At 60.6% G+C, this 25,580-nt stretch carries 23 protein-coding genes; 15 read left to right on the top strand and 8 right to left on the bottom strand.

The window, feature by feature from the left end:
* Nucleotides 1-28 precede the first annotated feature (28 nt).
* On the bottom strand, nucleotides 29-715 hold the full coding sequence (locus OKW98_RS23065) for a spermidine synthase (RefSeq protein WP_265386814.1): 687 nt from the start codon (nucleotides 713-715) through the stop codon (nucleotides 29-31).
* Nucleotides 716-825: 110 nt separating this feature from the next.
* Here OKW98_RS23065 and OKW98_RS23060 point away from each other — a divergent pair, with 110 nt between their 5' ends.
* A complete protein-coding gene (locus tag OKW98_RS23060) occupies nucleotides 826-1,113 on the top strand; it encodes a hypothetical protein (RefSeq protein WP_265386813.1) in 288 nt (95 codons plus the stop codon).
* A 16-nt stretch (nucleotides 1,114-1,129) separates the two neighbouring features.
* On the opposite strand, the gene OKW98_RS23055 is transcribed toward OKW98_RS23060, so the two are convergent.
* Entirely contained in the window at nucleotides 1,130-1,597 is a 468-nt protein-coding gene (locus tag OKW98_RS23055) for a cyclic nucleotide-binding domain-containing protein (protein ID WP_265386812.1), read from the bottom strand.
* A 118-nt stretch (nucleotides 1,598-1,715) separates the two neighbouring features.
* Nucleotides 1,716-3,773 carry a S9 family peptidase gene (locus OKW98_RS23050; protein WP_265386811.1) on the bottom strand — a complete coding sequence of 686 codons (2,058 nt, stop codon included), beginning with the start codon at nucleotides 3,771-3,773 and terminating at the stop codon, nucleotides 1,716-1,718.
* A 151-nt stretch (nucleotides 3,774-3,924) separates the two neighbouring features.
* On the opposite strand from OKW98_RS23050, the gene OKW98_RS23045 reads away from it, so the two are divergent.
* From OKW98_RS23045 to OKW98_RS23015, 7 genes are all read left to right on the top strand, one after another.
* Nucleotides 3,925-4,440: an MFS transporter gene (locus OKW98_RS23045; protein ID WP_265386810.1), complete on the top strand. Its 516-nt coding sequence runs from the start codon at nucleotides 3,925-3,927 to the stop codon at nucleotides 4,438-4,440.
* A gap of 51 nt (nucleotides 4,441-4,491) precedes the next feature.
* Complete coding sequence (locus tag OKW98_RS23040; protein ID WP_265386809.1) at nucleotides 4,492-5,265, top strand: class II glutamine amidotransferase; 774 nt, start codon at nucleotides 4,492-4,494, stop codon at nucleotides 5,263-5,265.
* Between the two features lie 13 nt (nucleotides 5,266-5,278).
* Nucleotides 5,279-5,803 carry a DUF2937 family protein gene (locus OKW98_RS23035; RefSeq protein WP_265386808.1) on the top strand — a complete coding sequence of 175 codons (525 nt, stop codon included), beginning with the start codon at nucleotides 5,279-5,281 and terminating at the stop codon, nucleotides 5,801-5,803.
* 358 nt (nucleotides 5,804-6,161) lie between these two features.
* Nucleotides 6,162-6,926, top strand: a complete 765-nt coding sequence (locus OKW98_RS23030) for a 5-oxoprolinase subunit PxpA (RefSeq protein ID WP_265386807.1) — start codon at nucleotides 6,162-6,164, stop codon at nucleotides 6,924-6,926.
* The gene (locus tag OKW98_RS23025; protein ID WP_265386806.1) at nucleotides 6,923-7,627 is read left to right on the top strand and encodes a 5-oxoprolinase subunit B family protein; all 705 of its coding nucleotides are present in this window, start codon (nucleotides 6,923-6,925) and stop codon (nucleotides 7,625-7,627) included. Before OKW98_RS23030 ends, OKW98_RS23025 begins: the two co-directional genes overlap by 4 nt.
* Nucleotides 7,624-8,556: a biotin-dependent carboxyltransferase family protein gene (locus tag OKW98_RS23020; protein ID WP_265386805.1), complete on the top strand. Its 933-nt coding sequence runs from the start codon at nucleotides 7,624-7,626 to the stop codon at nucleotides 8,554-8,556. Before OKW98_RS23025 ends, OKW98_RS23020 begins: the two co-directional genes overlap by 4 nt.
* Nucleotides 8,557-8,662: 106 nt before the next feature.
* The gene (locus tag OKW98_RS23015; RefSeq protein WP_265386804.1) at nucleotides 8,663-9,262 is read left to right on the top strand and encodes a hypothetical protein; all 600 of its coding nucleotides are present in this window, start codon (nucleotides 8,663-8,665) and stop codon (nucleotides 9,260-9,262) included.
* 20 nt (nucleotides 9,263-9,282) lie between these two features.
* Here OKW98_RS23015 and OKW98_RS23010 read toward each other — a convergent pair whose 3' ends face one another.
* The 3 genes from OKW98_RS23010 to OKW98_RS23000 form a co-directional block, all read right to left on the bottom strand.
* Nucleotides 9,283-10,215 carry a hypothetical protein gene (locus OKW98_RS23010; protein WP_265386803.1) on the bottom strand — a complete coding sequence of 311 codons (933 nt, stop codon included), beginning with the start codon at nucleotides 10,213-10,215 and terminating at the stop codon, nucleotides 9,283-9,285.
* Nucleotides 10,216-10,539: 324 nt separating this feature from the next.
* Nucleotides 10,540-11,718 carry a vWA domain-containing protein gene (locus OKW98_RS23005; RefSeq protein WP_265386802.1) on the bottom strand — a complete coding sequence of 393 codons (1,179 nt, stop codon included), beginning with the start codon at nucleotides 11,716-11,718 and terminating at the stop codon, nucleotides 10,540-10,542.
* Nucleotides 11,719-11,764: 46 nt separating this feature from the next.
* Complete coding sequence (locus tag OKW98_RS23000; protein WP_074890636.1) at nucleotides 11,765-12,610, bottom strand: AAA family ATPase; 846 nt, start codon at nucleotides 12,608-12,610, stop codon at nucleotides 11,765-11,767.
* A 207-nt stretch (nucleotides 12,611-12,817) separates the two neighbouring features.
* Here OKW98_RS23000 and OKW98_RS22995 point away from each other — a divergent pair, with 207 nt between their 5' ends.
* Nucleotides 12,818-13,048, top strand: coding sequence for a DUF4160 domain-containing protein (locus OKW98_RS22995; protein ID WP_265386801.1), 231 nt, complete (start codon nucleotides 12,818-12,820; stop codon nucleotides 13,046-13,048).
* Nucleotides 13,045-13,593: a DUF2442 domain-containing protein gene (locus OKW98_RS22990; protein WP_265386800.1), complete on the top strand. Its 549-nt coding sequence runs from the start codon at nucleotides 13,045-13,047 to the stop codon at nucleotides 13,591-13,593. Before OKW98_RS22995 ends, OKW98_RS22990 begins: the two co-directional genes overlap by 4 nt.
* A 103-nt stretch (nucleotides 13,594-13,696) precedes the next feature.
* Here OKW98_RS22990 and OKW98_RS22985 read toward each other — a convergent pair whose 3' ends face one another.
* The gene (locus OKW98_RS22985) at nucleotides 13,697-14,770 is read right to left on the bottom strand and encodes a DUF748 domain-containing protein (RefSeq protein WP_265386799.1); all 1,074 of its coding nucleotides are present in this window, start codon (nucleotides 14,768-14,770) and stop codon (nucleotides 13,697-13,699) included.
* Between the two features lie 126 nt (nucleotides 14,771-14,896).
* On the opposite strand from OKW98_RS22985, the gene cysK reads away from it, so the two are divergent.
* The 4 genes from cysK (at nucleotide 14,897) to OKW98_RS22965 (ending at nucleotide 19,729) form a co-directional block, all read left to right on the top strand.
* Complete coding sequence (gene cysK / locus OKW98_RS22980) at nucleotides 14,897-15,871, top strand: cysteine synthase A (RefSeq protein WP_265386798.1); 975 nt, start codon at nucleotides 14,897-14,899, stop codon at nucleotides 15,869-15,871.
* Between the two features lie 158 nt (nucleotides 15,872-16,029).
* On the top strand, nucleotides 16,030-16,968 hold the full coding sequence (locus tag OKW98_RS22975; RefSeq protein WP_265386797.1) for an aspartyl/asparaginyl beta-hydroxylase domain-containing protein: 939 nt from the start codon (nucleotides 16,030-16,032) through the stop codon (nucleotides 16,966-16,968).
* Nucleotides 16,969-17,153: 185 nt separating this feature from the next.
* The gene (locus tag OKW98_RS22970) at nucleotides 17,154-18,476 is read left to right on the top strand and encodes an OprD family porin (RefSeq protein ID WP_265386796.1); all 1,323 of its coding nucleotides are present in this window, start codon (nucleotides 17,154-17,156) and stop codon (nucleotides 18,474-18,476) included.
* A gap of 398 nt (nucleotides 18,477-18,874) precedes the next feature.
* A complete protein-coding gene (locus tag OKW98_RS22965) occupies nucleotides 18,875-19,729 on the top strand; it encodes a DMT family transporter (RefSeq protein ID WP_265386795.1) in 855 nt (284 codons plus the stop codon).
* A 928-nt stretch (nucleotides 19,730-20,657) separates the two neighbouring features.
* On the opposite strand, the gene OKW98_RS22960 is transcribed toward OKW98_RS22965, so the two are convergent.
* Nucleotides 20,658-24,131 carry a hybrid sensor histidine kinase/response regulator gene (locus OKW98_RS22960; RefSeq protein WP_265386794.1) on the bottom strand — a complete coding sequence of 1,158 codons (3,474 nt, stop codon included), beginning with the start codon at nucleotides 24,129-24,131 and terminating at the stop codon, nucleotides 20,658-20,660.
* A gap of 246 nt (nucleotides 24,132-24,377) precedes the next feature.
* Here OKW98_RS22960 and OKW98_RS22955 point away from each other — a divergent pair, with 246 nt between their 5' ends.
* Nucleotides 24,378-25,520, top strand: a complete 1,143-nt coding sequence (locus tag OKW98_RS22955) for a TDT family transporter (RefSeq protein WP_265386793.1) — start codon at nucleotides 24,378-24,380, stop codon at nucleotides 25,518-25,520.
* The last annotated feature ends 60 nt before the right edge of the window (nucleotides 25,521-25,580 follow it).

Raw genomic sequence — 25,580 nt, 5'->3', positions numbered from 1 at the left:
CAGGCAAGTCTAGCGCTTTGCCCGTCGATCAGCCCTTCAGTTTTTCAGCGATCCAGATGGTATGCCGTGTGCCTTTGTTGCCGTGGGCGTAGACCTTGACCTCTTCGGCCTTGAAACCGGCCTTGCGCAGTTTGTCGCTGAAGGCCGCGTCGGCGCTGGCGGACCACACCGCCAACACGCCTTTGGGGCGTAGCGCGCTGGCACAGGCCGCAAGGCCGCCGGCCGAATACAGCCAGCTGTTGGATTTTTGCGTCAGGCCTTCCGGGCCGTTGTCGACGTCCAGCATGATCGCGTCAAAGCCCTGAGGCTCGGCTTTCAGCACTTGGGCGACGTCCTGCACCACCACCTTGGCCCGCGGGTCCTGCAACGGGTTGCCGGATTTCTCGCCCAGCGCGCCGCGATTCCACTCGACGACGCCGGGCACCAGTTCGGCGACCACCACTTCGCCGTTCTTGCCCAGGTGCTTGAGTGCCGACGCCAAGGTAAAGCCCATGCCCAGTCCGCCGATCAATACACGCGGGCTTAGGCGCGAGGCGACCTTCTTGCACGGTATTTCAGCCAGGGCGTCTTCGGAGCCGTGCATGCGCGTGTTCATCAACTGGCCGCCGTCGCCGCCCTGAATCTTGATGACAAAATCTTCGCCGTACTCGAACAGGCACAGGGCGCCGCCGTTATCGGGGATCGGAGTGGTGTCGAGCAGAACAAAACGTTTCATGGATAACTCGTCAAAGGGTCGGGCCGCAGGCCGCGCAATTTGTCAGAGCGCGATGCGTTGCGCAGGAGTAGCCTGAGCGATAAGCGAAAGATTGGCAGGGGAGGCCAACGATGAAGTGCTCCATTCTACTGACGATTGTCATCACTGTGCTCGGCGTGTCGCAAGCGTCTGCCGAGAGCCTGCAACCTGCTCTGAATACACCCGAGCCCATCGCGGCTTCCGAGGGTTCGCCCGGCACCGCCACACCAACGCCGTATCCGCAGGTCGCACCTCCGGCCACTCCCCACTCTGGCGGGCAGGGCAATCCGCCGCTGCTGCCGAAGATTCCCCAGCCAGGTCCGCCAAAGGACGATGAGCCATTGCCCGGCTTGCAGCCGTCGGCCAAGCCCAGTCCCTGACTCACGCTCGACGCTCTCAATCCTGCTGCGCCACCACCTGACCGTCCATCATGCGCAACCGCTTTGACATCGCCACCGCAATCGCGCGGATGATTTTTGCCGCCGCTTTCGGCGCCTCGTTGAGCATTTTGTCCAGCGAGTCTTTGCCCAGGTTCAGCAGATAGCACGACGAAGCGGCGACGCACGTGGCCGAGCGTCGTTCGCCGTCCAGAACCGCCATTTCGCCAAACGCGCGGCCGCTGCGCAGAATGGCGGTCTCCACCGGATGGCCCTCGCCGTTGAGCTTCTGCACCGAGACCGTGCCCGAATGAATGATGCACATGAATGTGCCTGCGTCGCCTTCGTTGAAGATCGCGTCGCCCTTTTCAATGCTGCTGATGCTGAAGTACCCCGCAGCGGCGGCAAATTCAGCCGGCGTCAGGGCGATGAACAGACCGCAGTCCATCAGCATGTCGCGAATTTCTTTGTTGAGTAGTGTAGACATGGCGAGTTCTTGTTGAGTGTTCCGGGAGATTGCGTGAAGCACTGGCTGGCGTGAGAGCAGCCCCGAACTTTACAGCGTCCGGGGCTTGCCATGTGACACACCGCCCGCGCAGATTTCGTCAGGCCATGTTCAGCACTTTCAGAATAAATCCGTATTCGAGTGCTACGTCACGTAATCCCTGATAACGCCCGCTCATGCCACCATGGCCTGCGCCCAGTTCGGTCTTGAGCAACAGCAGATTGTCATCGGTTTTGCGATCACGCAGTTTCGCCACCCACTTGGCCGCTTCCCAGTACTGCACGCGACTGTCGTTATAGCCCGCGATCACCAGCATGGCCGGATAATCCTGGGCCGTGACATTTTCATAAGGCGCATAGGCCTTGATCCGCGCGTGAACATCCGGCTCTTGCGGGTTGCCCCATTCGTCGTACTCGGTGACGGTCAGCGGCAGATCAGGGTCCAGCATGGTGTTCAGCACATCGACGAACGGCACTTCAGCAATGGCCGCCTTGAACAGCTCCGGACGCTGATTGACCACCGCGCCAATCAACAGGCCGCCAGCACTGCCGCCGCTGATCACCAATTGTTCGGCAGTGGTGATGTTCTCCGCGATCAAGTGTTCGGCGCAGGCGATGAAGTCGCTGAAGGTGTTCTGCTTGTGCTCCTGCTTGCCGTTGCGGTACCAAGCTTCGCCCAGCTCACCGCCGCCGCGCACATGGGCGATGGCGAAAGCGATGCCGCGATCAAGCAGACTCAGCCGGGCATGGGAAAACCAAGGGTCCAGGCTTTCGCCGTACGCGCCATAGCCGTACAGATACAGCGGAACGGTCTGACCGGCCAACTCGCGTTTGACGACCAGGCTGATCGGCACTTGCGTACCGTCGGCTGCCGTCGCCCACAACCGCTGGCTGACGTAGGCATCGGCGTCGAACACACCCAGTACGGGCGTTTCCTTGAGTGCGATTTTTTCCCCGGTGGCCAGCGACAATTGCCACACCTGCGGCGGACGATTCAGTGACTGATAGCGCAGGCGAATCTTGTCGCTCTCGAATTCAAGGGTGTCCTGCACGTACAGGTTGTACGCGGCATCCGGCAGTTGCACGCGATACGCCGGCAGACCTTGGGGGTGCACTTCGACGATCGGCAATCCGCCTTCGCGCAGGCTCAAGGTCAGGCCTTTGGCGTTGAGGCTGAAGCCGTCGAGCATGACCGTCTCGCTGTGGGCAATCAGGTTCTGCCAGTCGTCACGTTTCGGGATGCCATCGGTTTTTTCAGGCGCGTGGTACAGCGCAAAGTTGATGCCGTCCTGATTGCTGCGGATCACCCAGCTCCATTCGCCGTCGATCAGCCCGTGGTCCACCGAATACTCGTGGCCTTCGCTGCGCGGTGCCATGCACACGAATGCTTGCTCGGGCGTGCCAGCGTCCAGCACCCAGGCCTCGCTGGTGGTTTTACTGTCCAGCCCCACGATCAACTGCCGCTCCGAACTGCTGCGATAGCAGTGCAAGAAGAAGCGCCCGTCCGGCTCGCTGAACACCAGTTCGGCGGATTCCTCGCCCAGTGTGTGGCGATACAGCTTGTGCGGACGGTGGGTGTCGTCCAGTTCGCCGAAGAACAGCGTCTGGCTGTCGTTGGCCCAGGTCATGCTGCCGTCGCAGTCCTCGAACGGCAGGCTGCTGACCGCGCCGCTGCTCAGTTCCTTGACGTACAGCTGATAAACCTCCTCGCCGCTGGTGTCGAGGCTGTAAGCCAGGCGCTGATGGTCGGGGCTGACGCTGAAGGCACCGAGGGAGAAGAAGCCACCGCCGGCCAGTTCGTTAGGGTCCAGCAGCAACTCTTCAGCGCTGTCGTCGAGGGTTTGGGAGTCATCGGCCGGACGCGGGCAGCGGTAGTGACGGGCGTATTCGTCGCCCTCGGTGGTGCGGGTGTAATAAAGATACGGGCCCCACGGGGAGGGCAGTGACAGGTCGGTTTCGAGGATGCGGCCCTTGATTTCCTGAAACAGTGTTTCGCGCAACGGCTGCAGGTCGGCGAGCTGCTGGTCCTGCCAGGCGTTTTCGGCCTTGAGGTAATCGAGCACTTCATCGGTGTCGCGGTTTTGCAGCCAGGCGTACGGGTCGGCGCCGTCAGCCTTGCGGGCGACGGGGGCGGTTGAAGTGTGTGGGGCGGAAGGCATGCTGGGCTCTCTCACGTGGGCTCATCTGAAAGGGATCGGTTGCGCTGCCCGGTGCTGGACACACGGCAGACCGATAACTGAAGCCGGGGAAGCCGGGCTGGTGAAAAGTCGTTATCATAAGCGCCTCTTTACCTGCCTTACCACGGACGTCATGACCGACAACGACTATCTGATTGCCTGGGGCCTTTACGCGTTCGCTGCGTTGGGCTGTCTGTTGGTGTGGTTCAAGCTGACCGGCTGGATGTGGCGCTACCTGCGCGAACCCTTGCGCGTGATCGGCGCCGTGCTGTTGTTCTGCCCGACGATCGTTGATCCGGCCAAGGATCAATACGCCCCGGCGCTGGCGATCAGCGTGCTGGATCTGGCGCTTAAAGTCGGCAACAACGTCTGGCGCGCCGTGCTCGACCTCGCCACTTACGGCGCCATCGCTCTGGGGCTCTACCTCATTTACGCCCTGATCCGCTTGCCGTTCCTGCGCAAGAAAAAAGCCCGTCTGGCCCATGCAGAAGCCGCTGCTGCACAGGCCGCCGCCGAGCAGAAGGAACATGACGAGCCTTATGCAGACCAAGCCCCCGGGCGCTTCGCCAGTCAGTCGCCCGCGACAACGCCAGTGGCTGCCTCAACGCCGGGGCCGAGCGGCCGCCATCGCGTCGAACCCAAACTGTGATCGTGACCGGCATCTTCCCAGACGGGTGCTTCAACGCACCGAGACCTGAGCATGTGTGAACTTCTGGGCATGAGTGCCAACATACCCACGGACATCGTGTTCAGCTTTACCGGGCTGATGCAGCGCGGTGGTCGCACCGGTCCGCACCGCGACGGTTGGGGCATCGGTTTCTACGAAGGCCGTGGCCTGCGCCTGTTTCAGGACCCTGCCGCGAGCAGCGAGTCGGAAGTCGCGCAGCTGGTCCAGCGTTATCCCATCAAGAGCGAAGTGGTCATCGGCCACATCCGTCAGGCCAACGTCGGCAAGGTCTGCCTCTCCAACACCCATCCTTTCGTGCGCGAACTGTGGGGGCGCAACTGGTGTTTCGCCCATAACGGCCAACTCGCGGATTTTCATCCCGGCGCGACCTTCTATCGACCAGTGGGCGACACGGACAGCGAAGCGGCATTCTGCGATCTGCTCAACCGGGTCCGTGAAGCGTTCCCTGAGCCGGTCGAGATCGAGCAGTTGCTGCCGACCCTTGTCGAAGCCTGCAACGAATACCGCAGCAAAGGCGTGTTCAATGCGCTGCTCAGTGATGGCGACTGGCTGTTTTGCTACTGTTCGACCAAGCTGGTGCACATCACCCGCCGCGCCCCATTTGGGCCGGCGCGCCTCAAAGACGTCGACGTCATCGTCGATTTCCAGGCGGAAACCACGCCCAACGATGTGGTGACGGTGATTGCTACCGAGCCCCTGACCGAAAACGAGACCTGGAATCGCTACGAGCCGGGTCACTGGAGTCTTTGGCGCCGCGGCGAATGCGTTGCCGAAGGCACAGCCTGAAAGAGAGGGATCTATGCTGCGAAGCTACCTGCGACTGGTGTTGTTCACGGCGGGCCTGTTGATAGGCGTGCAGATTCCGGGCTTCATCAGCGACTACACCAAGCGCGTCGAAGCGCACATGCTGGAAGCGCAACAAAGCCTGCGCGGCTATAACGAGACTGCCCAGCGGTTCTTCAATGGCGACGTGCAGGCGCTGATCCAGCATTACACCAGCAGCGATGACCCGGTGTTCCGCGCCGACGCTAATAACATCAGCAACCTGCTCACCCGCAATCAGACCCTTGACCGCGAATGGCTGGCCCTGCAAGGCCCGTGGTACACCCGCGCCTGGCATGTGCTGACGGCCGCCGACACCGATATCCGCAACGAAACCTGGAATGGCTACACCTGGCAGGTGCTGCTGTCGCCGGAAGTCATCGGCTGGGGCCTGCTGTGTGCGCTGCTGTTCTCGCTGGTCATCGAAAGTGTTGTGGTGTTCATCGACTGGTTGTTCGTCGGTCGGCACCACGTGCGACCGGTGGGTCGCGACTGGCGTTGAGGCGGATTGCCCGGCCTCGCCTGACTGGGTGGTGATCTTGCTGACGCCTTCCCGGCTAAAGCCGGTCCTACTGAGCGCAATATTCCGTAGGACCGGCTTTAGCCGGGAAGGCGATTAGCAGAGCACCCCGCGCGCCCCTAGGACCGGCTTCAGCCCGGAAGGGGCCCCAGTCAGTAAAGATCCCTCGCGCTGTTCACTTTTTCTTATCCTCCCCCCGCGCTTTTATTAGTTGGACGCTTCGGCCACTCGCGCCGAAGAATGCCCCCAACGCACAGCCCCGTGTCCCGCGCTGCCAACCTGACAACCCCGCGGGTACACTCGAGCCTCTCCCCGTTTCGTTCGCACAGGAGTCACGCCTTTGAGCCGCCTGTTATTGAATTGTGATATCGGCGAAAGCTACGGAGCCTGGACCATGGGTCTGGACGCCGAGGTCATGCCCTACATCGATTGCGCCAACATTGCCTGCGGCTTCCACGCCGGCGACCCGAGCGTCATGCGCAAGACCGTCGCGCTGGCCCTGGCCAACAACGTCACCATTGGCGCGCACCCGGCTTATCAGGATCTGGTCGGTTTCGGCCGCCGCTCGATGGCCTGTTCCCCGCAAGAAATCCAAGACCTGCTGCATTACCAGATCGGCGCGCTCGACGGCGTTTGCCGCGCCCAAGGCAGCCACGTCAGCTACGTCAAACCCCACGGCGCGATGTACAACGACATGATGGCCAACCCCACGCAACTGCGCGCCGTCATCGAAGCCATCGCCCTCTACAACCCGGCACTGCCGCTGATGCTGCTGGCCATGCGCGACAACGCGGCGGCGCAAGCCATTGCCGATGAATTCGGCGTCACACTGTGGTTCGAGGCCTTTGCCGACCGCGCCTACGACAGCGTGGGGCGTCTGGTCTCGCGCAGCCTTCCCGGCGCCGTGCATCACGACGCGGAAGTCATCATCGCCCAGGCCATGACCTTGTCCCGAGGCGAAGCCTTGATCGCCAGCGATGGCAGCGAGCTGCGGCTGCACCCCCACACCTTGTGCGTGCATGGCGATAACGCCAGTTCCATCGACGCCGTCCAGCGTATTCGTCAGGCGTTGAACAGCGCTGATGCCGGACCGTCCGCCCTGTGAACCTGCGCATCGAAGTCGTCGCCATCGATTGCCTGATGGTCCGCCTGTTCGACGCCATCGACGAGGCCAACATGCCGTGGATGCTCGCCGCGACGTTGCGGCTGCGCGAAGGTTTCGCTGCGCATTTGATTGATCTGGTGCCGTCCTACACCACGTTGATGGTGCATTACGAACTGTTGGCGCTGAGTCCCACCCAGGCTCGGGCAATCATTACCGAAGCACTGACCGATCTCGCACCCGATGCCACCCAAAGCGGTCGGCAGCATGTATTGCCGGTCTGGTACGACCTCAGTGTCGGGCCCGAGTTAAGCCTGTTATCGAAGCGCAGCGGGTTGTCGGTGGAGGAGGTGATTCGCCGCCACAGCCAGCGCGAGTATCAAGTCTTCGCGCTGGGCTTTGCGCCGGGGTTCGCGTTCATGGGGCTGGTGGAAGAAGTTCTCGCCGCGCCGCGCATCAAGACCCCGCGCAAACGCGTGGCGGCGGGAAGTGTCGGCATCGCTGAACGGCAAACGGCGGCCTATCCGCTAGAGTCGCCCGGCGGCTGGAACATCCTCGGGCGCACCCCGGCCAGACTGTTTGATCGCGAAATCGACGGTTACAGCCTGATGCAGCCCGGCGATACCGTGCGGTTTGCCGCCATTGATCACGCCGAGTTTATTCGCCTGGGCGGCGACGACACGCCGCTGGAGGGCTTGGCATGAGCATGTTGACGGTTAAAGGCAGCACGCCGCTGTGCCTGTTGCAGGACGCGGGACGGTTTGGCGTGCGGCATCTTGGCGTCACCCAGGGCGGGGCACTGGACTGGGTGTCGATGTCGTGGGCCAACAAACTGCTGAACAACGCGCTGGACGCTGCCGTTATCGAAGTGACCCTGGGCGGTCTGACGCTGCTGGCCGAATCCGACTGCTGCCTGGCGCTTGCCGGTGCGGATCTGGGCGCCATGCTTGACGATCGCTCGATTGCGCCGTGGCGCAGCTTCTTCGTGCGAAAAGGCCAGCAGCTACGTTTTACCCGGCCTATCACCGGTGCCCGTGCCTACCTCGCGGCGCCCGGCGGATTTGCGGCGCTCGATGTGCTCGGCAGCTGCGCCACCGTCACACGCGAAGGGCTGGGCGGGCTCGAAGGAAGCGGCAAAGCGCTGGCTGAAGGCGATCAACTGACTTATTCAGGGGCGTCGTTTGAGCTTCACGCGTTGCCCGATCACCTCGTTCCCGACTTTTCCGACCAGCGTCCCCTGGACGTGGTGCTGGGTGCGCAGATCGGCCAGTTCAGCGGCTTGAGCCTGTTCGATGCGTTCAACAGCGACTGGACCCTGGACAGCCGCGCCGACCGCATGGGCATACGCCTGCTGGGGCCGGAGCTGGTTTACCAGGGCAAACCGATGATCTCCGAAGGCATCCCGCTCGGCGGCATTCAAGTCCCGCCAGACGGCCAGCCGATCGTCCTGCTCAACGACCGACAGACCATCGGTGGCTATCCAAGACTCGGTGCGCTGACGCCGTTGTCACTGGCCAGGCTGGCGCAGAAACTGCCGGGGAGTGTGGTGCGAATGAAAGCCGTGGTGCAGGACGTGGCGCACAGGGAACAGGTAGTGTTCAAGCAATCGCTTGCGGGCAGTTTGGCGTTGTAGCTTATGTCCTACGTACTTGTCAGAAATTCTGGTCAGCATTAAGAGGTCATTATTTTCGAGCGGGGGTCGCTAAGCACTTCATGAGTTCTTGATATGAGGTGTGTAGATGAACCTGACATCAGTCGTCGATCAAAATCTCTCTTACCCGCAGGCTGTTGGGGCAACTGGCGACGAGGTAAAAAGAGAGGCACCACTCGGCTCCGGAGCTGAGCATACGCAGGCCGCAGAGGTTGAGGCCCCTGCGCCGGACGTTGAATATCATGAGGTCAAGCTTGATGGGACATTGAGACCGTCAGGTGATGGCGGTGTTTTTTTTAGGTCCCTGAGTCCTTGGGAGTTTTGTGAACAGGTAAAGCTGGATGCTCGCAGCCGGGCAGCTGAATTGCTGGCGACGGACATGGAAGGCATGCGAGACGCTTTAAAAGCAAAGCTTGAGCATAACAACCCAGAGTTGGCAAGAAAGGCCTTTACCTTTTCCATTGATGAGGCAGGTTTAATTAAACCGGTTGGGTTAGGTTTTGAGCTGGCGCAGCAGGAAGAGAGCGTTCTCTACAGCTTGATGAATGAGGATAAAGCACTCAGTGGAGCGGCACGGGAATACATATTCATTTTGGCAGGAATCGTTCATCGAACGTTGGAGGGGTTGGACGCAAAGTATGCGAGGTTTTTCTCGCCAGCAGTTTGTAAACCCGGCAGCACCGATTGATCCTACTGGGTTTGGGGGAGTTATTGGACAGTGTCGGCAGAGCACATTTGTGTTAGGGGTGATGGTTCTGTACCACCGATATCATTCCCTCTGACTGAGAGACTCCAGTAGCCCGTATTGTAGGTGGCCCTCCATTTTAGGCGGTTGTTGAGAACTCCAGTGAAAGGTTGGGTTGTGTTTCTACCGATGCAGTCATCGAACCTCATGGTGCCATAGATAAAGCCTGAAGAATCTGTGATGTATTCTTTTATTATCAAGCTGGCAGGTTTGTGCTCATCAGGGTTTAAGACAAGATGGACCATTGCACCCTCAACCGGGTGACCTGTTGAATCGATTACCGATGTTCTCCAGGTCAAGTTGTGTCTAAAGAAATGATCATGGAAATAGACTAGAAACCACTCGTAATCTCCTGACATGTCAGTTCTTTGTCTGTTGATATAAGGCGCTGAACCGAACTCCACCGAATAACTGTCGCCCTTGTACACAGTCATGCCAGGAGACCTGGAAATTCTCATTAGAACTTTCTGGTTGGGTGGCAGCTCCGAGGATATGAAGCTCTGCTTGGCGGGAACCTGAATCCAATCTTCGTCAATTTTATATTCGACGTTCCAGTCCGGTCCCTGGGACCTCGATGGTAGATTGTAGATCATAACCCGCTGTCCGCGAGTGGACGTGAAGCTGTAGTATGCTTTGTCTTCCTCGTTGTTTGTTCTGCCGTACACACGCGTTAGTTTATCGGGTAGCTCCGTGATTTCAGATTCGGCGGTGTTGATGATTTCAGCGGATGGTGCCACTTCTGTTGCAGTAATGGGATTGTTCATCTCAAGATTGAGCGACTTATTTTGTTCAGCATCAAAAAATTCCATGGCACTTACTGCCCCGCTAATAAATCCGCAGAATGTCAACACCATTGCCAGGAGTAGGGCAGTTGTTTTGAATGTATTGTTCTTCATTGTCAATTCCATTTTGTTTTTTGCTAAATCCCAAGCAGCCGTATTCGTCGGAATTTTTTCCATTCAGTCCAATGAATAACTCACTTTGTTGGGTTGCGATGATCAGTTGGTTTTAAACTGATGAAATGACGTAATCAGCTACCTGTAGTCCATGTCAATACCCACGATGTAAAAACATATACATTCTCACTCTGTGGGAGCGTATATGTGCGCGATGCGGCCTATGATTCGATGAAGGCGTTCAGCCTGATGTCCCGCACAATCCGGTTGTACGACGACTGCGTCGCCGATCGCGGGACAAGCCACGCTCCTACGGTCTCGGCATCACTTCGCCAGATACCGCATCCCTTCCTCCAACCCCCTCAGGGTCAGCGGGTACATCTGATCTTCGATCAAGTCCCGCACGATGTTGGTGGAGGTGGTGTAGGCCCAGGCGTCTTTGGGGTACGGATTGATCCAGATGATCTTCTTGAACTTGGCCATGAACCGCTGCATCCAGACGTAGCCCGCTTCTTCATTCCAATGCTCGACGCTGCCGCCCGGTTGGGTGATTTCGTAGGGCGCCATGGCGGCGTCGCCGATGAAGATGACTTTGTAGTCGGCGCCGTATTTATGCAGCAGGTCCTGGGTGGCGGTGCGCTCGGAGGTGCGGCGCTGGTTGTTCTTCCACACCGATTCGTAAACGAAGTTGTGGAAGTAGAAATACTCCATGTGCTTGAACTCGGTCTTACAGGCCGAGAACAGCTCTTCGCAGGTCTTCACGTGGGCGTCCATCGAGCCGCCGATGTCGAACAGCAGCAACAGCTTGATGGTGTTACGGCGTTCGGGGCGCATCTGGATGTTGAGCAGGCCGGCGTCGCGAGCGGTGTGGTCGATCGTGCCGTCGATGTCCAGCTCGTCCGCCGCACCCTGACGCGCGAACTTGCGCAGACGCCGCAGCGCCACTTTGATGTTGCGCGTGCCCAGCTCAACCCCATCATCGAGGTTCTTGTACTCGCGCTGATCCCAGACCTTCACGGCCTTGCCCTGACGCTGGCCGGCGTCGCCCACCCGAATCCCCTCGGGGTTGTAACCGCCTGAGCCGAACGGGCTGGTGCCGCCGGTGCCGATCCATTTATTGCCGCCGGCGTGGCGCTCCTTTTGCTCTTCCAGACGCTTCTTGAACTCTTCGATCAGTTTGTCCAGGCCGCCCAGGGACTGGATCTGCGCGCGCTCTTCAGCCGTCAGCGAGCGCTCGAATTCCTTGCGCAGCCAGTCTTCGGGGATGAGCGCCTGCAAGTGATCGTCGAGCTTTTCCAGGCCGTTGAAGTACGCGCCGAACGCCCGGTCGAACTTGTCGAAATGGCGCTCGTCTTTCACAAGGATCGTGCGCGACAGGTAATAGAACTCGTCCATGTCAGCGAACGTCACGCGCTGCTTCAGCGCGTTGATGAGGTCGAGCAGTTCACGCAACGAAACCGGCACTTTGGCCGCGCGCATTTCGTTGAACAGGTTGAGCAACATAGTCGGCGTCCCGCGCTTGATCTAAATAAGCTTGACCAAAAAAGGCTCAGCGATTGCCGCGACGGCTCATGAACGCCAGGCGTTCAAGCAGATGCACGTCCTGCTCGTTCTTGACCAGCGCACCGGCCAGCGGCGGGATGGCTTTGGTGGGGTCGCGCTCGCGCAGTACTGCTTCGCCGATGTTGTCGGCCATCAGCAATTTGAGCCAGTCCACCAGCTCGGAGGTCGAGGGTTTTTTCTTCAGGCCCGGGACTTTACGCACGTCGAAGAACACGTCCAGCGCCTCGCTGACCAGGTCCTTCTTGATGTTCGGGTAATGCACGTCGACGATCTTCTGCAGGGTGCTGCGATCGGGAAAGGCGATGTAGTGAAAGAAGCAGCGGCGCAGAAAGGCATCCGGCAGTTCTTTTTCGTTGTTGGAGGTAATGATGATGATCGGGCGCTTTTTGGCCTTGATCGTCTCGTCGATCTCGTAAACGTAGAACTCCATTTTGTCGAGTTCTTGCAGAAGGTCATTGGGGAATTCGATGTCCGCCTTGTCGATCTCGTCGATCAACAGAATGACCCGCTCTTCGGATTCAAAGGCTTCCCAGAGCTTGCCCTTCTTCAGGTAGTTGCGCACGTCGTGGACCTTGTCGACGCCCAGTTGCGAGTCGCGCAGGCGGCTGACCGCGTCGTACTCGTAGAGGCCCTGATGCGCCTTGGTGGTCGATTTGATGTGCCAGGTGATCAGCCGCGCGCCGAAAGACTCGGCCAGTTGCTCGGCGAGCATGGTCTTGCCGGTACCGGGCTCGCCCTTGACCAGCAACGGGCGTTCCAGGGTGATGGCGGCATTGACCGCAAGCTTCAGATCGTCGGTGGCGACGTAGGCGTGGGTGCCTTCGAATTTCATCGGGAAAATCCTCGAACAAGGCGGGCAGACCCGTGGCCTGAACCGCGCAAGATAGGGCGCAAAGAATGCAGCGACTATACCGCGCACCTCTTGTGACTGGGAACGCAGACGCTTTATTCAGTATCTGAATGGGGCGTCACGGTCTGACCGGGCAGAAAATTGTAACTGCTGTTGAGGTATCGCCAAAATAGCGATACCTTATTTTCCATGTCGACCAAATACAGATTCAGGGACAAATACAGAATTCAACTGCGGGAAAAGGATCACCTGCCGCCTCACGTGCACCTGACCGGTGGCGGGCTGGATGTGTTGATCTGTCTGCGGTTGGTTGAACCCATGCTCGGCCACGCCCCGGCCGCCGTACTCAGGGAGGCGCTCGAATGGGTAAGGGCCCACCAAACAGAATTGCTGGAGGAATGGAAACGATGGCATCCATGAAACGTCCGCGCCTCAAAACCGTAGAGGCGCTGGCTCATCAAAAATTGGCGCTGACATTCATCAACGACATGAAATACGTCCTCGACCTTAACAGCGACATCGCTGCATTTCCGGGGCTGCAACCGCTCAGGGATCCGAACATTTTCAAGCAGGCGCAGATCGGCGACGACGGCTGGACCGTCGAGTGGGCCGAGGCCGACATCCAGATCGGCGCCGACACCCTTTATCTGGACGCCAAGGCGCAGGCCGCCACCGACGAGAACACGCGGATATTCATCGGCTGGCGCGCGCGCACCGGTTTGCCGCTGGCCCTGGCGGCCGAAGCACTGGGCGTCAGTACGCGCAGCATCACCCGCTACACCAACGGCAGCGAGGCCGCACCGCGCACCTTGGCGCTGGCGTGTCTGGGGTGGGATGCGTTGCAGAATCAGTCAGGCAACGGTGTGTTGCTGGCCGAGAAGCGTGGGGCGTATGGAGTTGACAAAGGGAGCGGCGTCAACAACACGAACGGCGTCGACAACGGGGCAGGCGAAGAGGGCGAGTGAGCTGACTCGCGAGGGAGGCGTGTCAGCGATCAAGGTCATCGCTGACTAAACGCTTCGCGAGCAAGCTCACTCCTACAGGGATGCGCCAGTCAAAACGCTGCGTTTATTTCGCCTCGCTCTTGCCGCTGTCATAGCGCGTATTGAACGCCTTCACGAAAGCATTGCGCAGGATCTGCAAGAACGCTTCGAACGCACTGATGTCCTGTTTGTGAACACTGCCGCTGAGTTCGACACGGGTGGCGAACTGGTTCTTCCCCTGGTTCTTGAGCACCGTTTCGCTGCCGCCAACCACGGCTTCCCAGATCGAGCGGAAGAAGCCTTTGTTCTGGTTCTCGACGTCCTGCTGCCAGTCAAATACATCGACGTTACGCAGCAGGGGCTTGATGTAGCCGCTCAGCTGGCCGTTGGTGGCCTGGGCTTCAATGACCACATCGCCATCGCCCGCGTTGAAGTCGAATTTTCCGTAGGCCGAGGCGAAGTCGTTCAGGCGCTTGAGCTGGATACCGGTCGCGCGCAGTTTGAAGTCGAAATCCTCCAGGCTGAACGGGTCGAACGTTGCTGTGCTTTCCAGTGGTGCGTGCCCCAACAGCATGGCCTTGCCCTCGAAGCGGGCATCGCGCTTGCCCGCTTTATCGTCGACGTTGGTCAGGTTATAGATGCTGGCGTTGATATTGTCGGCATCGATTTTCACTTTCGGCGTCGAGTTGAAGTTGTTAAAGGTGATCTTGCCGTCCTGAATGCGCATCTCGTTAAGGGTTATGGGCAGCAGCTTGTTCAGCTGAGCTCGCCAGTCAGTGCCCGCACCGGTCTGGGACTGGCGCTTGTCCGGGCCACCGTCGACGAAGTTGAGTTCGGGGCTGGCGAACGCGACCTCGGCGACCACGGCATGGTCGTACCAGAGCGAATGCCAACTGACAGCAATGTCGATGACCGGCGCGTTCAGCAGCGGCACCGGCACCTTGCCGTCGACCTTGACGATTTTCAGGCCGTTGATGCGGTAGGCCCCGCGCCACAGGGCTAGGTCCACATCGGTGACCTGACCGCGGTAGTCGCCCATGTCGGCGAGTTTTTCGTTGAGGTAATTGCGCACCACGTAGGGCAGCGCGATGTGGACGGCGATCAGTACCACCACCAAGCCAACAATTGTCCATAACGGCCAGCTGTAACGACGTTTCATGTTTCCACTCTCCAGTGACGTAGTTTTGTTGACTGCTGGCGATGTGATCGGTTCGCTTCGACTGGACGTTGCACCGGCTCAAGGCATAGGCTTTGAGCTTTTCCAAACCTGCACAAGGACCCGGTCATGAGCCGTATTTACGCAGATAACGCCCATTCCATCGGTAACACGCCACTGGTGCAGATCAACCGCATCGCGCCACGCGGGGTCACCATCCTGGCCAAGATCGAGGGGCGTAATCCGGGCTATTCCGTGAAGTGCCGGATCGGCGCGAACATGATCTGGGACGCCGAAAGCAGCGGCAAGCTCAAGCCCGGCATGACCATCGTCGAGCCCACCTCCGGCAATACCGGCATCGGCCTGGCGTTTGTCGCCGCAGCCCGTGGTTACAAGCTGACCCTGACCATGCCGGCCTCAATGAGTATAGAGCGACGCAAGGTGCTCAAGGCCCTCGGCGCCGAATTGGTGCTCACCGAGCCGGCGCTGGGCATGAAAGGCTCCATCGCCAAGGCCGAGGAACTGCTTGCCAGTGATCCCGCCACGTACTTCATGCCGGCGCAGTTCGAGAACCCGGCCAACCCGGCCATTCACGAGAAAACCACCGGCCCGGAAATCTGGAACGACACCGACGGCGCCATCGACGTGCTGGTCGCGGGCGTCGGCACCGGCGGCACGATCACCGGCGTTTCGCGTTACATCAAGCACGCGATGGGCAAGCCGATCATTTCGGTGGCCGTTGAACCCATGGGCTCGCCAATCATCACCCAGGCGATGGCCGGCGAAGAGATCAAACCCAGCCCCCACAAGATTCAGGGCATCGGCGCGGGTTTCATCCCGAAAAACCTCGACCTCTCGATCGTCGACCGCGTCGAACTGGTCAGCGACGAGGAAGCCAAAGCCATGGCGCGGCGGCTGATGCAGGAGGAGGGGATTCTCTGCGGTATTTCCTGCGGCGCCGCCATGCATGCAGCGGTGCGCCTGGCCGAAAAGCCGGAAATGCAGGGCAAGACAATTGTGGTGGTGCTGCCGGATTCGGGTGAGCGCTATCTGTCGAGCATGCTCTTCAGCGATCTGTTTACTGAACGCGAGCTGACGCAATAGTCGTGTCAGCGGCCGCTTCGGCTTTTTACCCGGCGGACTAAGGCTTATGATGGCCGCCATTCGAAACCCGCCGGAAGATTGTCCCAGGTCATCCGGCGGCGGTTTCAGCAGCGTAAGCTTCGGGCCGCGCGGTTCGGCCCTGTTCCAAGGAGAGTTTCATGACCCTTTCTTTTGCTGTCAAAGCGGCGATTCTGCTGCTGTTTGTCGGCAGCACGCTGTACGTGCACCTCCGCGGCAAGGCGCGTTTGCCAGTATTGCGCCAGTTCGTGAATCACTCCGCACTGTTCGCCCCGTATAACGCCTTGATGTACCTGTTCTCCAGCGTGCCGTCCAAGCCGTACCTGGACCGCAGCAAGTTTCCCGAGCTCGATGTGCTGCGCGATAACTGGGAAACCATCCGCGACGAAGCCATGCACCTGTTCGACGAAGGCTATATCCGTGCCGCCGCCAAGGACAACGACGCGGGTTTCGGCTCGTTCTTCAAGAAAGGCTGGAAGCGTTTTTACCTGAAGTGGTACGACAAACCGCTGCCGTCTGCCGAGGCGTTGTGCCCCAAGACCGTGGAACTGGTCAGCCGTATTCCCAACGTCAAAGGTGCGATGTTCGCCCTGTTGCCCGGCGGCAGCCACCTGAACCCGCACCGCGACCCGTTCGCCGGCTCCCTGCGTTATCACTTGGGCCTGTCGACGCCGAACTCCGACGATTGCCGCATCTTCGTCGACGGTCAGGTGTACGCCTGGCGCGACGGTGAGGACGTGATGTTCGATGAAACCTACGTGCACTGGGTCAAGAACGAAACCGACGTCACCCGCGTCATTCTGTTCTGCGACATCGAGCGGCCGCTGAGCAATCGCTTCATGATCGCCGTCAACCGCCGTGTCAGCGCGTTTCTGGGCCGTGCCACCGCGCCGCAGAACACCGATGACGAACGCGTCGGCGGGATCAATCAGGCGTATGCGTTCAGCAAGCGGTTCAGCAACAGCTTCAGCGGCAAGGTCAAGCAGTTCAAACGCGCCAACCCCAAGGCCTATCGCATCTTGCGTCCGGTGCTGGCGGTGATTGTGCTGACGCTGCTGGGCTACTGGCTATTCGGGTAAAAAAACGGTTTTATCGAGCGCCGTTGCACCTTGTGCAGCGGCGCTTTTTTGTTTCTGGCGGACGGCCATTCACGGCTAATAGCACGCCCATTCAATCCCGCGAACCACCCTGCGCCGACCATTGATCGCTCCTGGTTGTCGTCATCACGCCTTTTTGCCAGGAACACTTTGAAGAAGGCAGATCCATGGCAAGCCGAATATCCCTGTTGTCCCTCGCGTTACTCTCGTGCTCTAGCAACCTGATGGCGGGCACTGCCGATGAAGAACATGGTTTTCTCGCCGATACCTCGCTGAATGTGCTGGCGCGCAACTTCTTTCTGGATAACGACTATCGCACAGGGCACTCCGGGCAAAGTTACCGCCAGGAGTGGGCGCAGGGGTTCATCGCCAATCTGCAATCAGGTTTTACCCAAGGCACTGTCGGGTTCGGCGTCGATGCGCATGCGTTCTACGGCCTGAAACTCGACAGCGGAAAGGGGCGGGCCGGAACCGGGCTGTTGCCGCTGGGCGATGACGGGCGAGCTGCCGACGATTATTCCGATGCCGGCGGCGCGCTCAAACTGAGGATTTCAAAGACCACGCTGAAGTTTGGCGAAATGGAAGTGGAAACCCCAGTGCTCGATACCGGCGACAAGCGCCTGCAACCGGAGTACGCCACGGGCTTTTATCTCGACAGCCGCGACATCGATGGACTAAAGCTGGTGGCCGGGCACTTTACCGCCTTCAAGAACCAAAACGCTTCGACAGCCAAAGGCGATTTCGATGGCTACGGTGCCAGCACCCGCGGTTCGTCGCTGAGTCTGATGGGCGTCGAGACCACTGGAGATTCCGCATTCGGCGGCTCGGTGTACGCCTCACAGCTCACTGACACCTGGCGGCAGTACTACACCAATCTGCATCACTTGAGCGTGCTGTCGAACAACCGTTCGTTTTTGCTGGACGGCAATCTCTACCGCACCCTGGATCAGGGCGACGCAAAGGCAGGCGCACTGAATAACACCGCTTACAGCCTGCTGGCGAAGTACAGCGTTGGTCCGCAGGGATTCTCCCTCGGTTGGCAGAAGATCGACGGCGACACGCCGTTCGACTTTGTGGGGGGCGACTCGATCTATCTGGCCAACTCGATCAAATATGCCGACTTCAACGGCGCGCATGAGCAGTCGTGGCAGGCGCGCTACGACCTTTCGTTCGCCGCCGTTGGCATTCCCGGTCTCACGTTCATGACCCGCTATGTGCGGGGCAGCGACATTGATGGTACCCATGCGCCACGGGGCGCGGTGTATCAGCCGTTAGACGACGTCACCGGACGTTATCAGCCGATTCAGGGCAAGAACGGACGTCACTGGGAGCGCGACATCGACCTCAAATATGTCGTTCAGTCGGGACCGGCCAAAAACCTGTCATTCGACGTGGCCCATGTTTCGCACCGGGGTAACGACGCTCAGGGGGGCGACGATATCGACCGCTTGTATATCGTGGTGCAGTATCCGCTGAACCTGCTGGACTGAGTCGTCCGGTCAAATTGGCCGACGTCCAACAACGCTGTTGCGCTAGACCTCGTCGGCTGTTTATAGTCGGCCTCTGTGTTGCAACATGCTGCAACGCTGAGTCATTCCTCCTTGAGAAGACGAGCACGATGCCTGCATCCAACCCACATTTCGCGTTCCGTGCCACAGCCTGTGCTGTCGCTGAACCGCGCGGTTGCATGCAAATCGCCTTCATCACGCGTTACCCGCCACCCCCACCTGTGAACAGCCCTGTCGTGTGCGTCGTTGCACAGCCAGGCGTCGTTGTGCTCGGCTGACCGACCGTTTTATTGCTGTTGGTCCAAGCCTGCAAACGCCCGCAAAACATCCGTGAATCCGGTTCGTGCCGGGTCCGATTTTGTCTGAATCACAGGTGACTCATGTTCGCTAATAAAGCCTTGGCCTCGATGGCCACGACGACGCTTTTCGTCCTGCTCTGGAGCAGCGGCGCGATTGTTTCCAAGTGGGGGCTGACCCACGCCTCGCCGTTTGCGTTTCTGCTGTTCCGTTTTTTGCTGGCGCTCGTGGCGCTGGCGATCCTGATCCCGGCCTTGGGGTACAAGCTTCCCGCCACACGAGCCTCGATGGGCTTCGCGTTGATGACAGGGGCGGTGCTGCTGGGGGCGTATCAGATCTGCTACCTGCTGGCGCTCGACATGAAAGTCGCGCCCGGCGTCATGGCCACGATCATGGGCGTGCAGCCGATTCTCACGGCGGTGCTGGTCGAGCGCAGCCGCTCGGCGTCACGCATGTTCGGCCTGAGTCTGGGGCTGGCCGGCCTGGTGCTGGTGGTCTGGCAAGGCATCGGCGACGGCGGATCCCTCGCCGGCATGGCGTTCGGCGTGCTCGGCATGTTGAGCATGACCGGCGGCTCGATCATGCAGAAACGCATCACCTACAACCCCCTCGGTACGTTGCCGGTGCAGTACCTCGCCGGGACGGTGGTGTGTGCCGTGTTCGTGCCGTTTCAGCCTTTTCACTTCGAGCACAGCATCGGCTTTTACGTGCCTGTGCTTTACATGGGGCTGGTGGTGTCGGTGCTGGCGACGTTTCTGCTCTACCGATTGATCGCCCAGGGCAATCTGGTCAACGTTACCAGCCTGTTTTACCTCGTGCCCGGCGTCACCGCGATCATGGACTACCTGATCTACGGCAACCGCCTCGCCCTGATGAGTTTGCTGGGGATGGTGCTGATTGTGGTGGGGTTGGTGTTTGTGTTCAGGAAGGTTGAGTAGCGCCGTCCACCACTGCTGCGAATTCTTCGGGCACTGCGGATGAAAACTGTAGGAGTGAGCTTGCCCGCGATCTGGCGCGCAGCGGCAGCAGCCGTTGCATGCAGTGTGTCAGGCATTGCCGGGGTGTCAGGTTTACGACTGCTGCGCAGCCGATCGCGGGCAAGCGCGCTCCTACAATGGGTCGTGTTTTGGCGCGGAATTTGGGCACGGTCAGGCACGGTTCGTGGTCTGCGGCGTATTCTCCGGACACTGCGGACACTGCGGACACTGCGGACACTGCGGACACTGCGGATGAAAACTGTAGGAGCGCGCTTGCCCGCGATCTGGCGCGCAGCGGCAGCAGACCGTTGCATGCGGTGTGTCAGGCAAAACCGGGGCGGCGGGTTTGACGACTGCTGCGCAGCCGATCGCGGGCAAGCGCGCTCCTACAATGGGTCGTGTTTTGGCGCGGAATTTGGGCACGGTCAGGCACGGTTCGTGGTCTGCGGCGTATTCTTCGGACACTGCGGACACTTCAAAAACTGTAGGAGCGCGCTTGCCCGCGATCTGGCGCGTAGCGGCAGCAACTCGCTGCATGCGGTGTGTCAGGCATAACCGGGGCATCAGGTTTACGACTGCTGCGCAGCCGATCGCGGGCAAGCGCGCTCCTACAATGGGTCGTGTTTTGGCGCGGAATTTGGGCACGGTCAGGCACGGTTCGTGGTCTGCGGCGTATTCTTCGGACACTGCGGACACTGCGGACACTTCAAAAACTGTAGGAGCGCGCTTGCCCGCGATCTGGCGCGCAGCGGCAGCAGACCGTTGCATGCGGTGTGTCAGGCAAAACCGGGGCGGCGGGTTTGACGACTGCTGCGCAGCCGATCGCGGGCAAGCGCGCTCCTACAGTGGATCGGCGTTCGCATTATGTTGGTGTCCGCCAACCTGACGCTCAACCCAACCGCACATGCCGACTCAACAACGCCCGCAGTGCGGCGGGCTTCACCGGTTTGGCAAGGTACTCCAGGCCGGCGGCGTGTACCTGGGCGATCAGCTCCGGGCGGCCGTCGGCGCTGATGACCACACCGGGGACCGGCTCGCCCAGTTGCGTGCGCAGCCAGGCCATCAGTTCGGTGCCGATTTCGCCGTGGTCCAGGTGGTAATCCACCAACGCCAGGTGCGGGCGAATGCCGTCGTTGAGCAGGGCCTGGCATTCCTCGCGATTGCGCGCGGTCCAGACCTGGCAACCCCAGCGGCTGAGCAGGCTGTTCATGCCGATCAGGATGCTGTCTTCGTTATCAACGCAGAGGATTTGCGTTCCGTTCAGCGGGGCACGCAGAGGTTCGGTCGGCGCAGCGGCCGGCGTCGGCAACGCAGGCGCCAGCGGCACCGTAACGCTGAAGACGCTGCCCTGGCCCGGCCATGAACGCACTTGCAGAGGATGACCGAGCACGCGACACAAGCCGTCAGCAATCGCCAGTCCCAAACCCAGGCCCTTCTCGGCGCGGGTCTGATGGCTGTCCAGCCGCTTGAACTCCTCGAAAATCACCTGCCGTTTGTCCTCGGGAATACCCGGCCCCCGGTCCCAGACCTCGAGGCTCAGCTGCCCGTTACGGCGCCGCACCCCCAGCAGAATAGGCCCTTTGGCGTAGCGAAACGCATTGGTCAGGAAGTTTTGCAACACCCGCCGCAGCAGCTTGGCATCGCTGGCGACGCGCAAATGGCTGCCGCGCACACGGAAGTCCAGCCCCTGCTCCTGGGCCAGGGCCTTGAATTCAGCGCCGAGGGTTTCGAACAGATTGTTCAGCGCGAACGGCGTGATGGTCGGCGTGAACTTGCCGTTCTCCAGGCGCGAAATGTCCAGCAGGTCGCTGATCAGGTCTTCGGCCGAACGCAGCGAGCTGTCCAGATGATGGATCAGCTGTTTCGCTTCCGCCGGCACGTTATCGTCGTTGTGCAGCAGGGCCGCGGAGAACAGTCGCGCGGCGTTCATCGGCTGCATCAGGTCGTGACTGACGGCGGCGAGAAACCGGGTTTTCGACTGATTGGCGGCTTCCGCGTGGGCTTTGGCTTCGCTCAGTGCCGTGTTCAGCTGCGACAGCTCCCGCGTGCGTTCAGCCACGCGCTGTTCGAGGCTTTCATTGGCGCCCTTGAGCGCATGCTCGGCCTCGCGGAACGCGGTGATGTCAGTGAAACTCATGACGAAGCCGCCGCCCGGCATCGGGTTGCCGATCAGCTCGATCACCTGGCCATTGGGAAACAACCGCTCGGACGTATGCGCGCGGCCCTGACGCATCCAGTGCAGGCGCCGGGCGACGTGCACCTCCGCTTCACCAGGCCCGAGCAAACCACGCTCGGCGTTGTAGCGAATGATGTCGGCGATGGGCCGGCCCACGCTGATCAAGCCTTCCGGGTAATTGAACAGCTCCAGATAGCGCGCGTTCCAGGCCACCAGCCGCAGGGATTGATCCACCACGCTGATGCCCTGGGTGATGTTTTCGATGGCGCCTTGCAGCAGCGCGCGGTTGAACTGCAGCACTTCGGAGGCTTCGTCGGCGATACGCACCACATCCTCGAGCTGCATGTCGCGGCCTTCAATCGCCGCCTTGACCACCGCCCGCGTCGACGACGTGCCCAGCACCCCCGCCAGCAAACGTTCGGTGTGGGCGATCCACTCGCCGTTGGCGTTCTGATTGGGGTTGAAGCCTTTGCCCTGGCGGTAGGCGAAGCGGATGAAGCTCTGTTGCGCCCGCTCTTCGCCGACGAATCGAGCCGAGAGCTTGAGCAAATCCTCGATCTGCACCGCCAGCAGCGAACGATTGTTGGGCCGCGCCTGCAATTCCTGACCGATGAAACGGCCCGCCTGCCAGTGTTCCGACACGCGCGTTCGCGACAGCAGCGAGACCCACACAAACAACGCCAGGTTGCCGAGCATCGACAGGACCACGCCCTGGGTCAGCGGGCTGATCGGCAGATTGAAGGGGTTGCTGTGCAGCCACGCCAGCAGCGGGAAACTGCTCAGCGACCACCCCATGCTGTGGGCAATGATCGGCAGCACCAGGGTGTAAAACCAGATGAACACCCCGGCGGCGAGCCCGGCAAACACCCCGCGTCGATTGGCTGGCTTCCAGTACAGCGCCCCAATCATCGCCGGCATCAGCTGCGTGATGGCGGCGAAGGCAATCTGGCCGATGGTCGCCAGGCTCGCGGTCGAGCCAAGTAATCGATAACTGACGTAGGCGAGCAACAGGATGACCACGATGCTGACCCGGCGCACCGAGAGCATCCAGTGGCGGAACACTTCAAACGGGCGCTCGGCGGTTTTGCGCCGCAGCAGCCACGGCAGCAGCATGTCGTTGGAAACCATGGTCGACAGTGCAACGCTGGCGACGATCACCATGCCAGTGGCGGCCGAGGCCCCGCCGATGAACGCCAGCATCGCCAGCGCCGGATGCGCGTGGGCCAATGGCACGCTGATCACGAACGAGTCGGGCAGCACGGAGGCGGGCAGCAGCATCTGCCCGGCCAGCGCAATCGGCACCACGAAAACGGCTGCGAGCAGCAGGTAGGCGGGGAACACCCACTTGGCGAGGCGCAAATCCTGGGGCTCGATGTTCTCCACTACCGTGACGTGAAACTGCCGGGGCAGGCAGATGATCGCCATCATCGCGACGCCGGTCTGCACCACCATCGAGGGCCAGTTCACCGTTTCTTTCCAGTACTCCTCCAGACGCGGTGCGAGCATGGCTTGGTTGAACAGGTCATCCACGCCGTCGTACAGGCCGAAGGTGACGAATGCGCCGACGGCCATGAAGGCGAACAACTTGACCAGAGACTCGAAGGCGATCGCCAGGACCATGCCGCGGTGGTGCTCGGTGGCGTCGAGGTTGCGCGTGCCGAAGACGATGGTGAACAGCGCCAGCACCAGCGACACGATCAGCGCGGTGTCCTGGGCGCGCGTGCCGGTGGCATCGGCGCCGGCACCAATGAGAATGTTGACCCCCAGCACGATGCCTTTGAGTTGCAGCGCGATGTAGGGCAACACGCCGATCAGGCAGATCAGCGCGACCACGACCGCGAGGGTCTGCGACTTGCCGTAGCGGGCGGCGATGAAGTCGGCGATGGAGGTGATGTTTTCCTGTTTGCTGATCAGCACCATTTTTTGCAGCACCCAGGGCGCGAGCAGCATCAGCAGAATCGGCCCGAGGTAGATCGGCAAGAACGACCAGAGTTGTTCGGCGGCCTGGCCGACCGAGCCGAAAAACGTCCAGCTGGTGCAGTAAACCGCCAGCGACAGGCTGTACACCCAAGCGCGCAGGCGCGGCGGCAACGGGGTGCTGCGACGGTCACCGTAAAAGGCGATGGCGAACATGATGGCCATATAGGCCAGGGCGACGGCAGCGATCAACCCGCTGGACAGCGACATGGGAACTCCGGAGACAAGCGGCTAGCGGTTTCAGTGGCGATCCCTCGCCGGCCGGACAGTCTCGCACGCCGCGTGGGGTTCGTCTGTTACGACCAAGGTCTGAGCGGCGCGGTGTCGCAGGAGCGCAGAACGGTGGGTGTCAGCCATATCGGGAAAATCTATGAGGTATAGCTAAATTACCCGCTTAGTCGATATCAGCGCCGGCCCTACTATGGGTACCACCTCACACGAGGACAGGAGCCCGCCATGAACCACGCCATTTTTATCCCCCGCAGACCGCTCAGCCAACTGAGCCATCCCCGGGAAGTCATCCGTCAATTCACCCCCAACTGGTTCGCCGCGACCATGGGCACCGGTATTCTTTCAGCTGTGCTGGTGCAGCTTCCGGTGAACATCCCCGGCCTGTTCCAGGTGGCCGAAGCGTTGTGGATGCTCAACATCGTGTTGTTCCTGACCTTCAGCGCTCTGTATCTCGCCCGCTGGGTGATGTTTTTCGACGAGGCGCGGCGGGTGTTCGGGCATTCCACGGTGTCGATGTTTTTCGGCACGATTCCCATGGGCCTGGCGACCGTCATCAACGGGTTGCTCACCTTCGGCCTGCCGCGTTGGGGCGATACCGTTCTGCCGCTCGCCGAACTCTTGTGGTGGCTGGACGTGGCGATGTCCCTGGCCTGCGGCGTGGTCATCCCGTTTTTGATGTTCACCCGCCAGGAACACCGTATCGACCAGATGACCGCCGTCTGGCTTCTGCCTCTGGTGGCCTGTGAAGTGGCGGCGGTCAGCGGCGGGCTGCTGGCGCCGCATCTGATCGACAGTCACAGCCAGTTCGGCGTGCTCATCACCAGTTACGTGTTGTGGGCGATGTCGGTGCCGGTCGCCTTCAGCATCCTGACCATCCTCCTGCTGCGCATGGCCCTGCACAAACTGCCCCACGAAAGCATGGCTGCGTCGAGCTGGCTCGCCCTCGGACCGATCAGCACCGGCGCATTCGGGCTGATCGTGCTGGGCGGTGATTCGCCGCTCATCTTCGCCGCCAACGGCTTGCCCGGCGTCGGCGAAATCGCCTCGGGCCTTGGCCTGATTGGCGCCGTGATTTTATGGGGTGTCGGCGTGTGGTGGTGCCTGATGGCGCTGCTGATCACCGCGCGTTACCTGCGCAACGGCATCCCGTTCAACCTGGGCTGGTGGGGTTTTACCTTTCCGCTGGGGGTGTTCGCGCTGACCACCCTGAAGTTGGGCGCAGTGCTTCATCTCGGGTTCTTCGCGGTCCTTGGCAGCGTGCTGGTCGCCGCGCTGACAGTGCTGTGGCTGGTGATCATGAAGCGCACCGTGAGCGGCGCCTATAAAGGCGAGCTGTTCGTTTCGCCGTGCATCGCTGCCTCACGGTGAATAGCGCTCGCGCGCGCTAACGGGCTATGCGTTGGAGCGCGTGCTCGACTTTGCCGCCGG

The sequence above is a fragment of the Pseudomonas sp. KU26590 genome (genome assembly GCF_026153515.1).
In the GTDB taxonomy this organism is placed as follows: Bacteria; Pseudomonadota; Gammaproteobacteria; order Pseudomonadales; family Pseudomonadaceae; genus Aquipseudomonas.
Note: the sequence above shows the minus strand (reverse complement) of the source record. Positions and strands in the feature narration are given on the sequence as shown.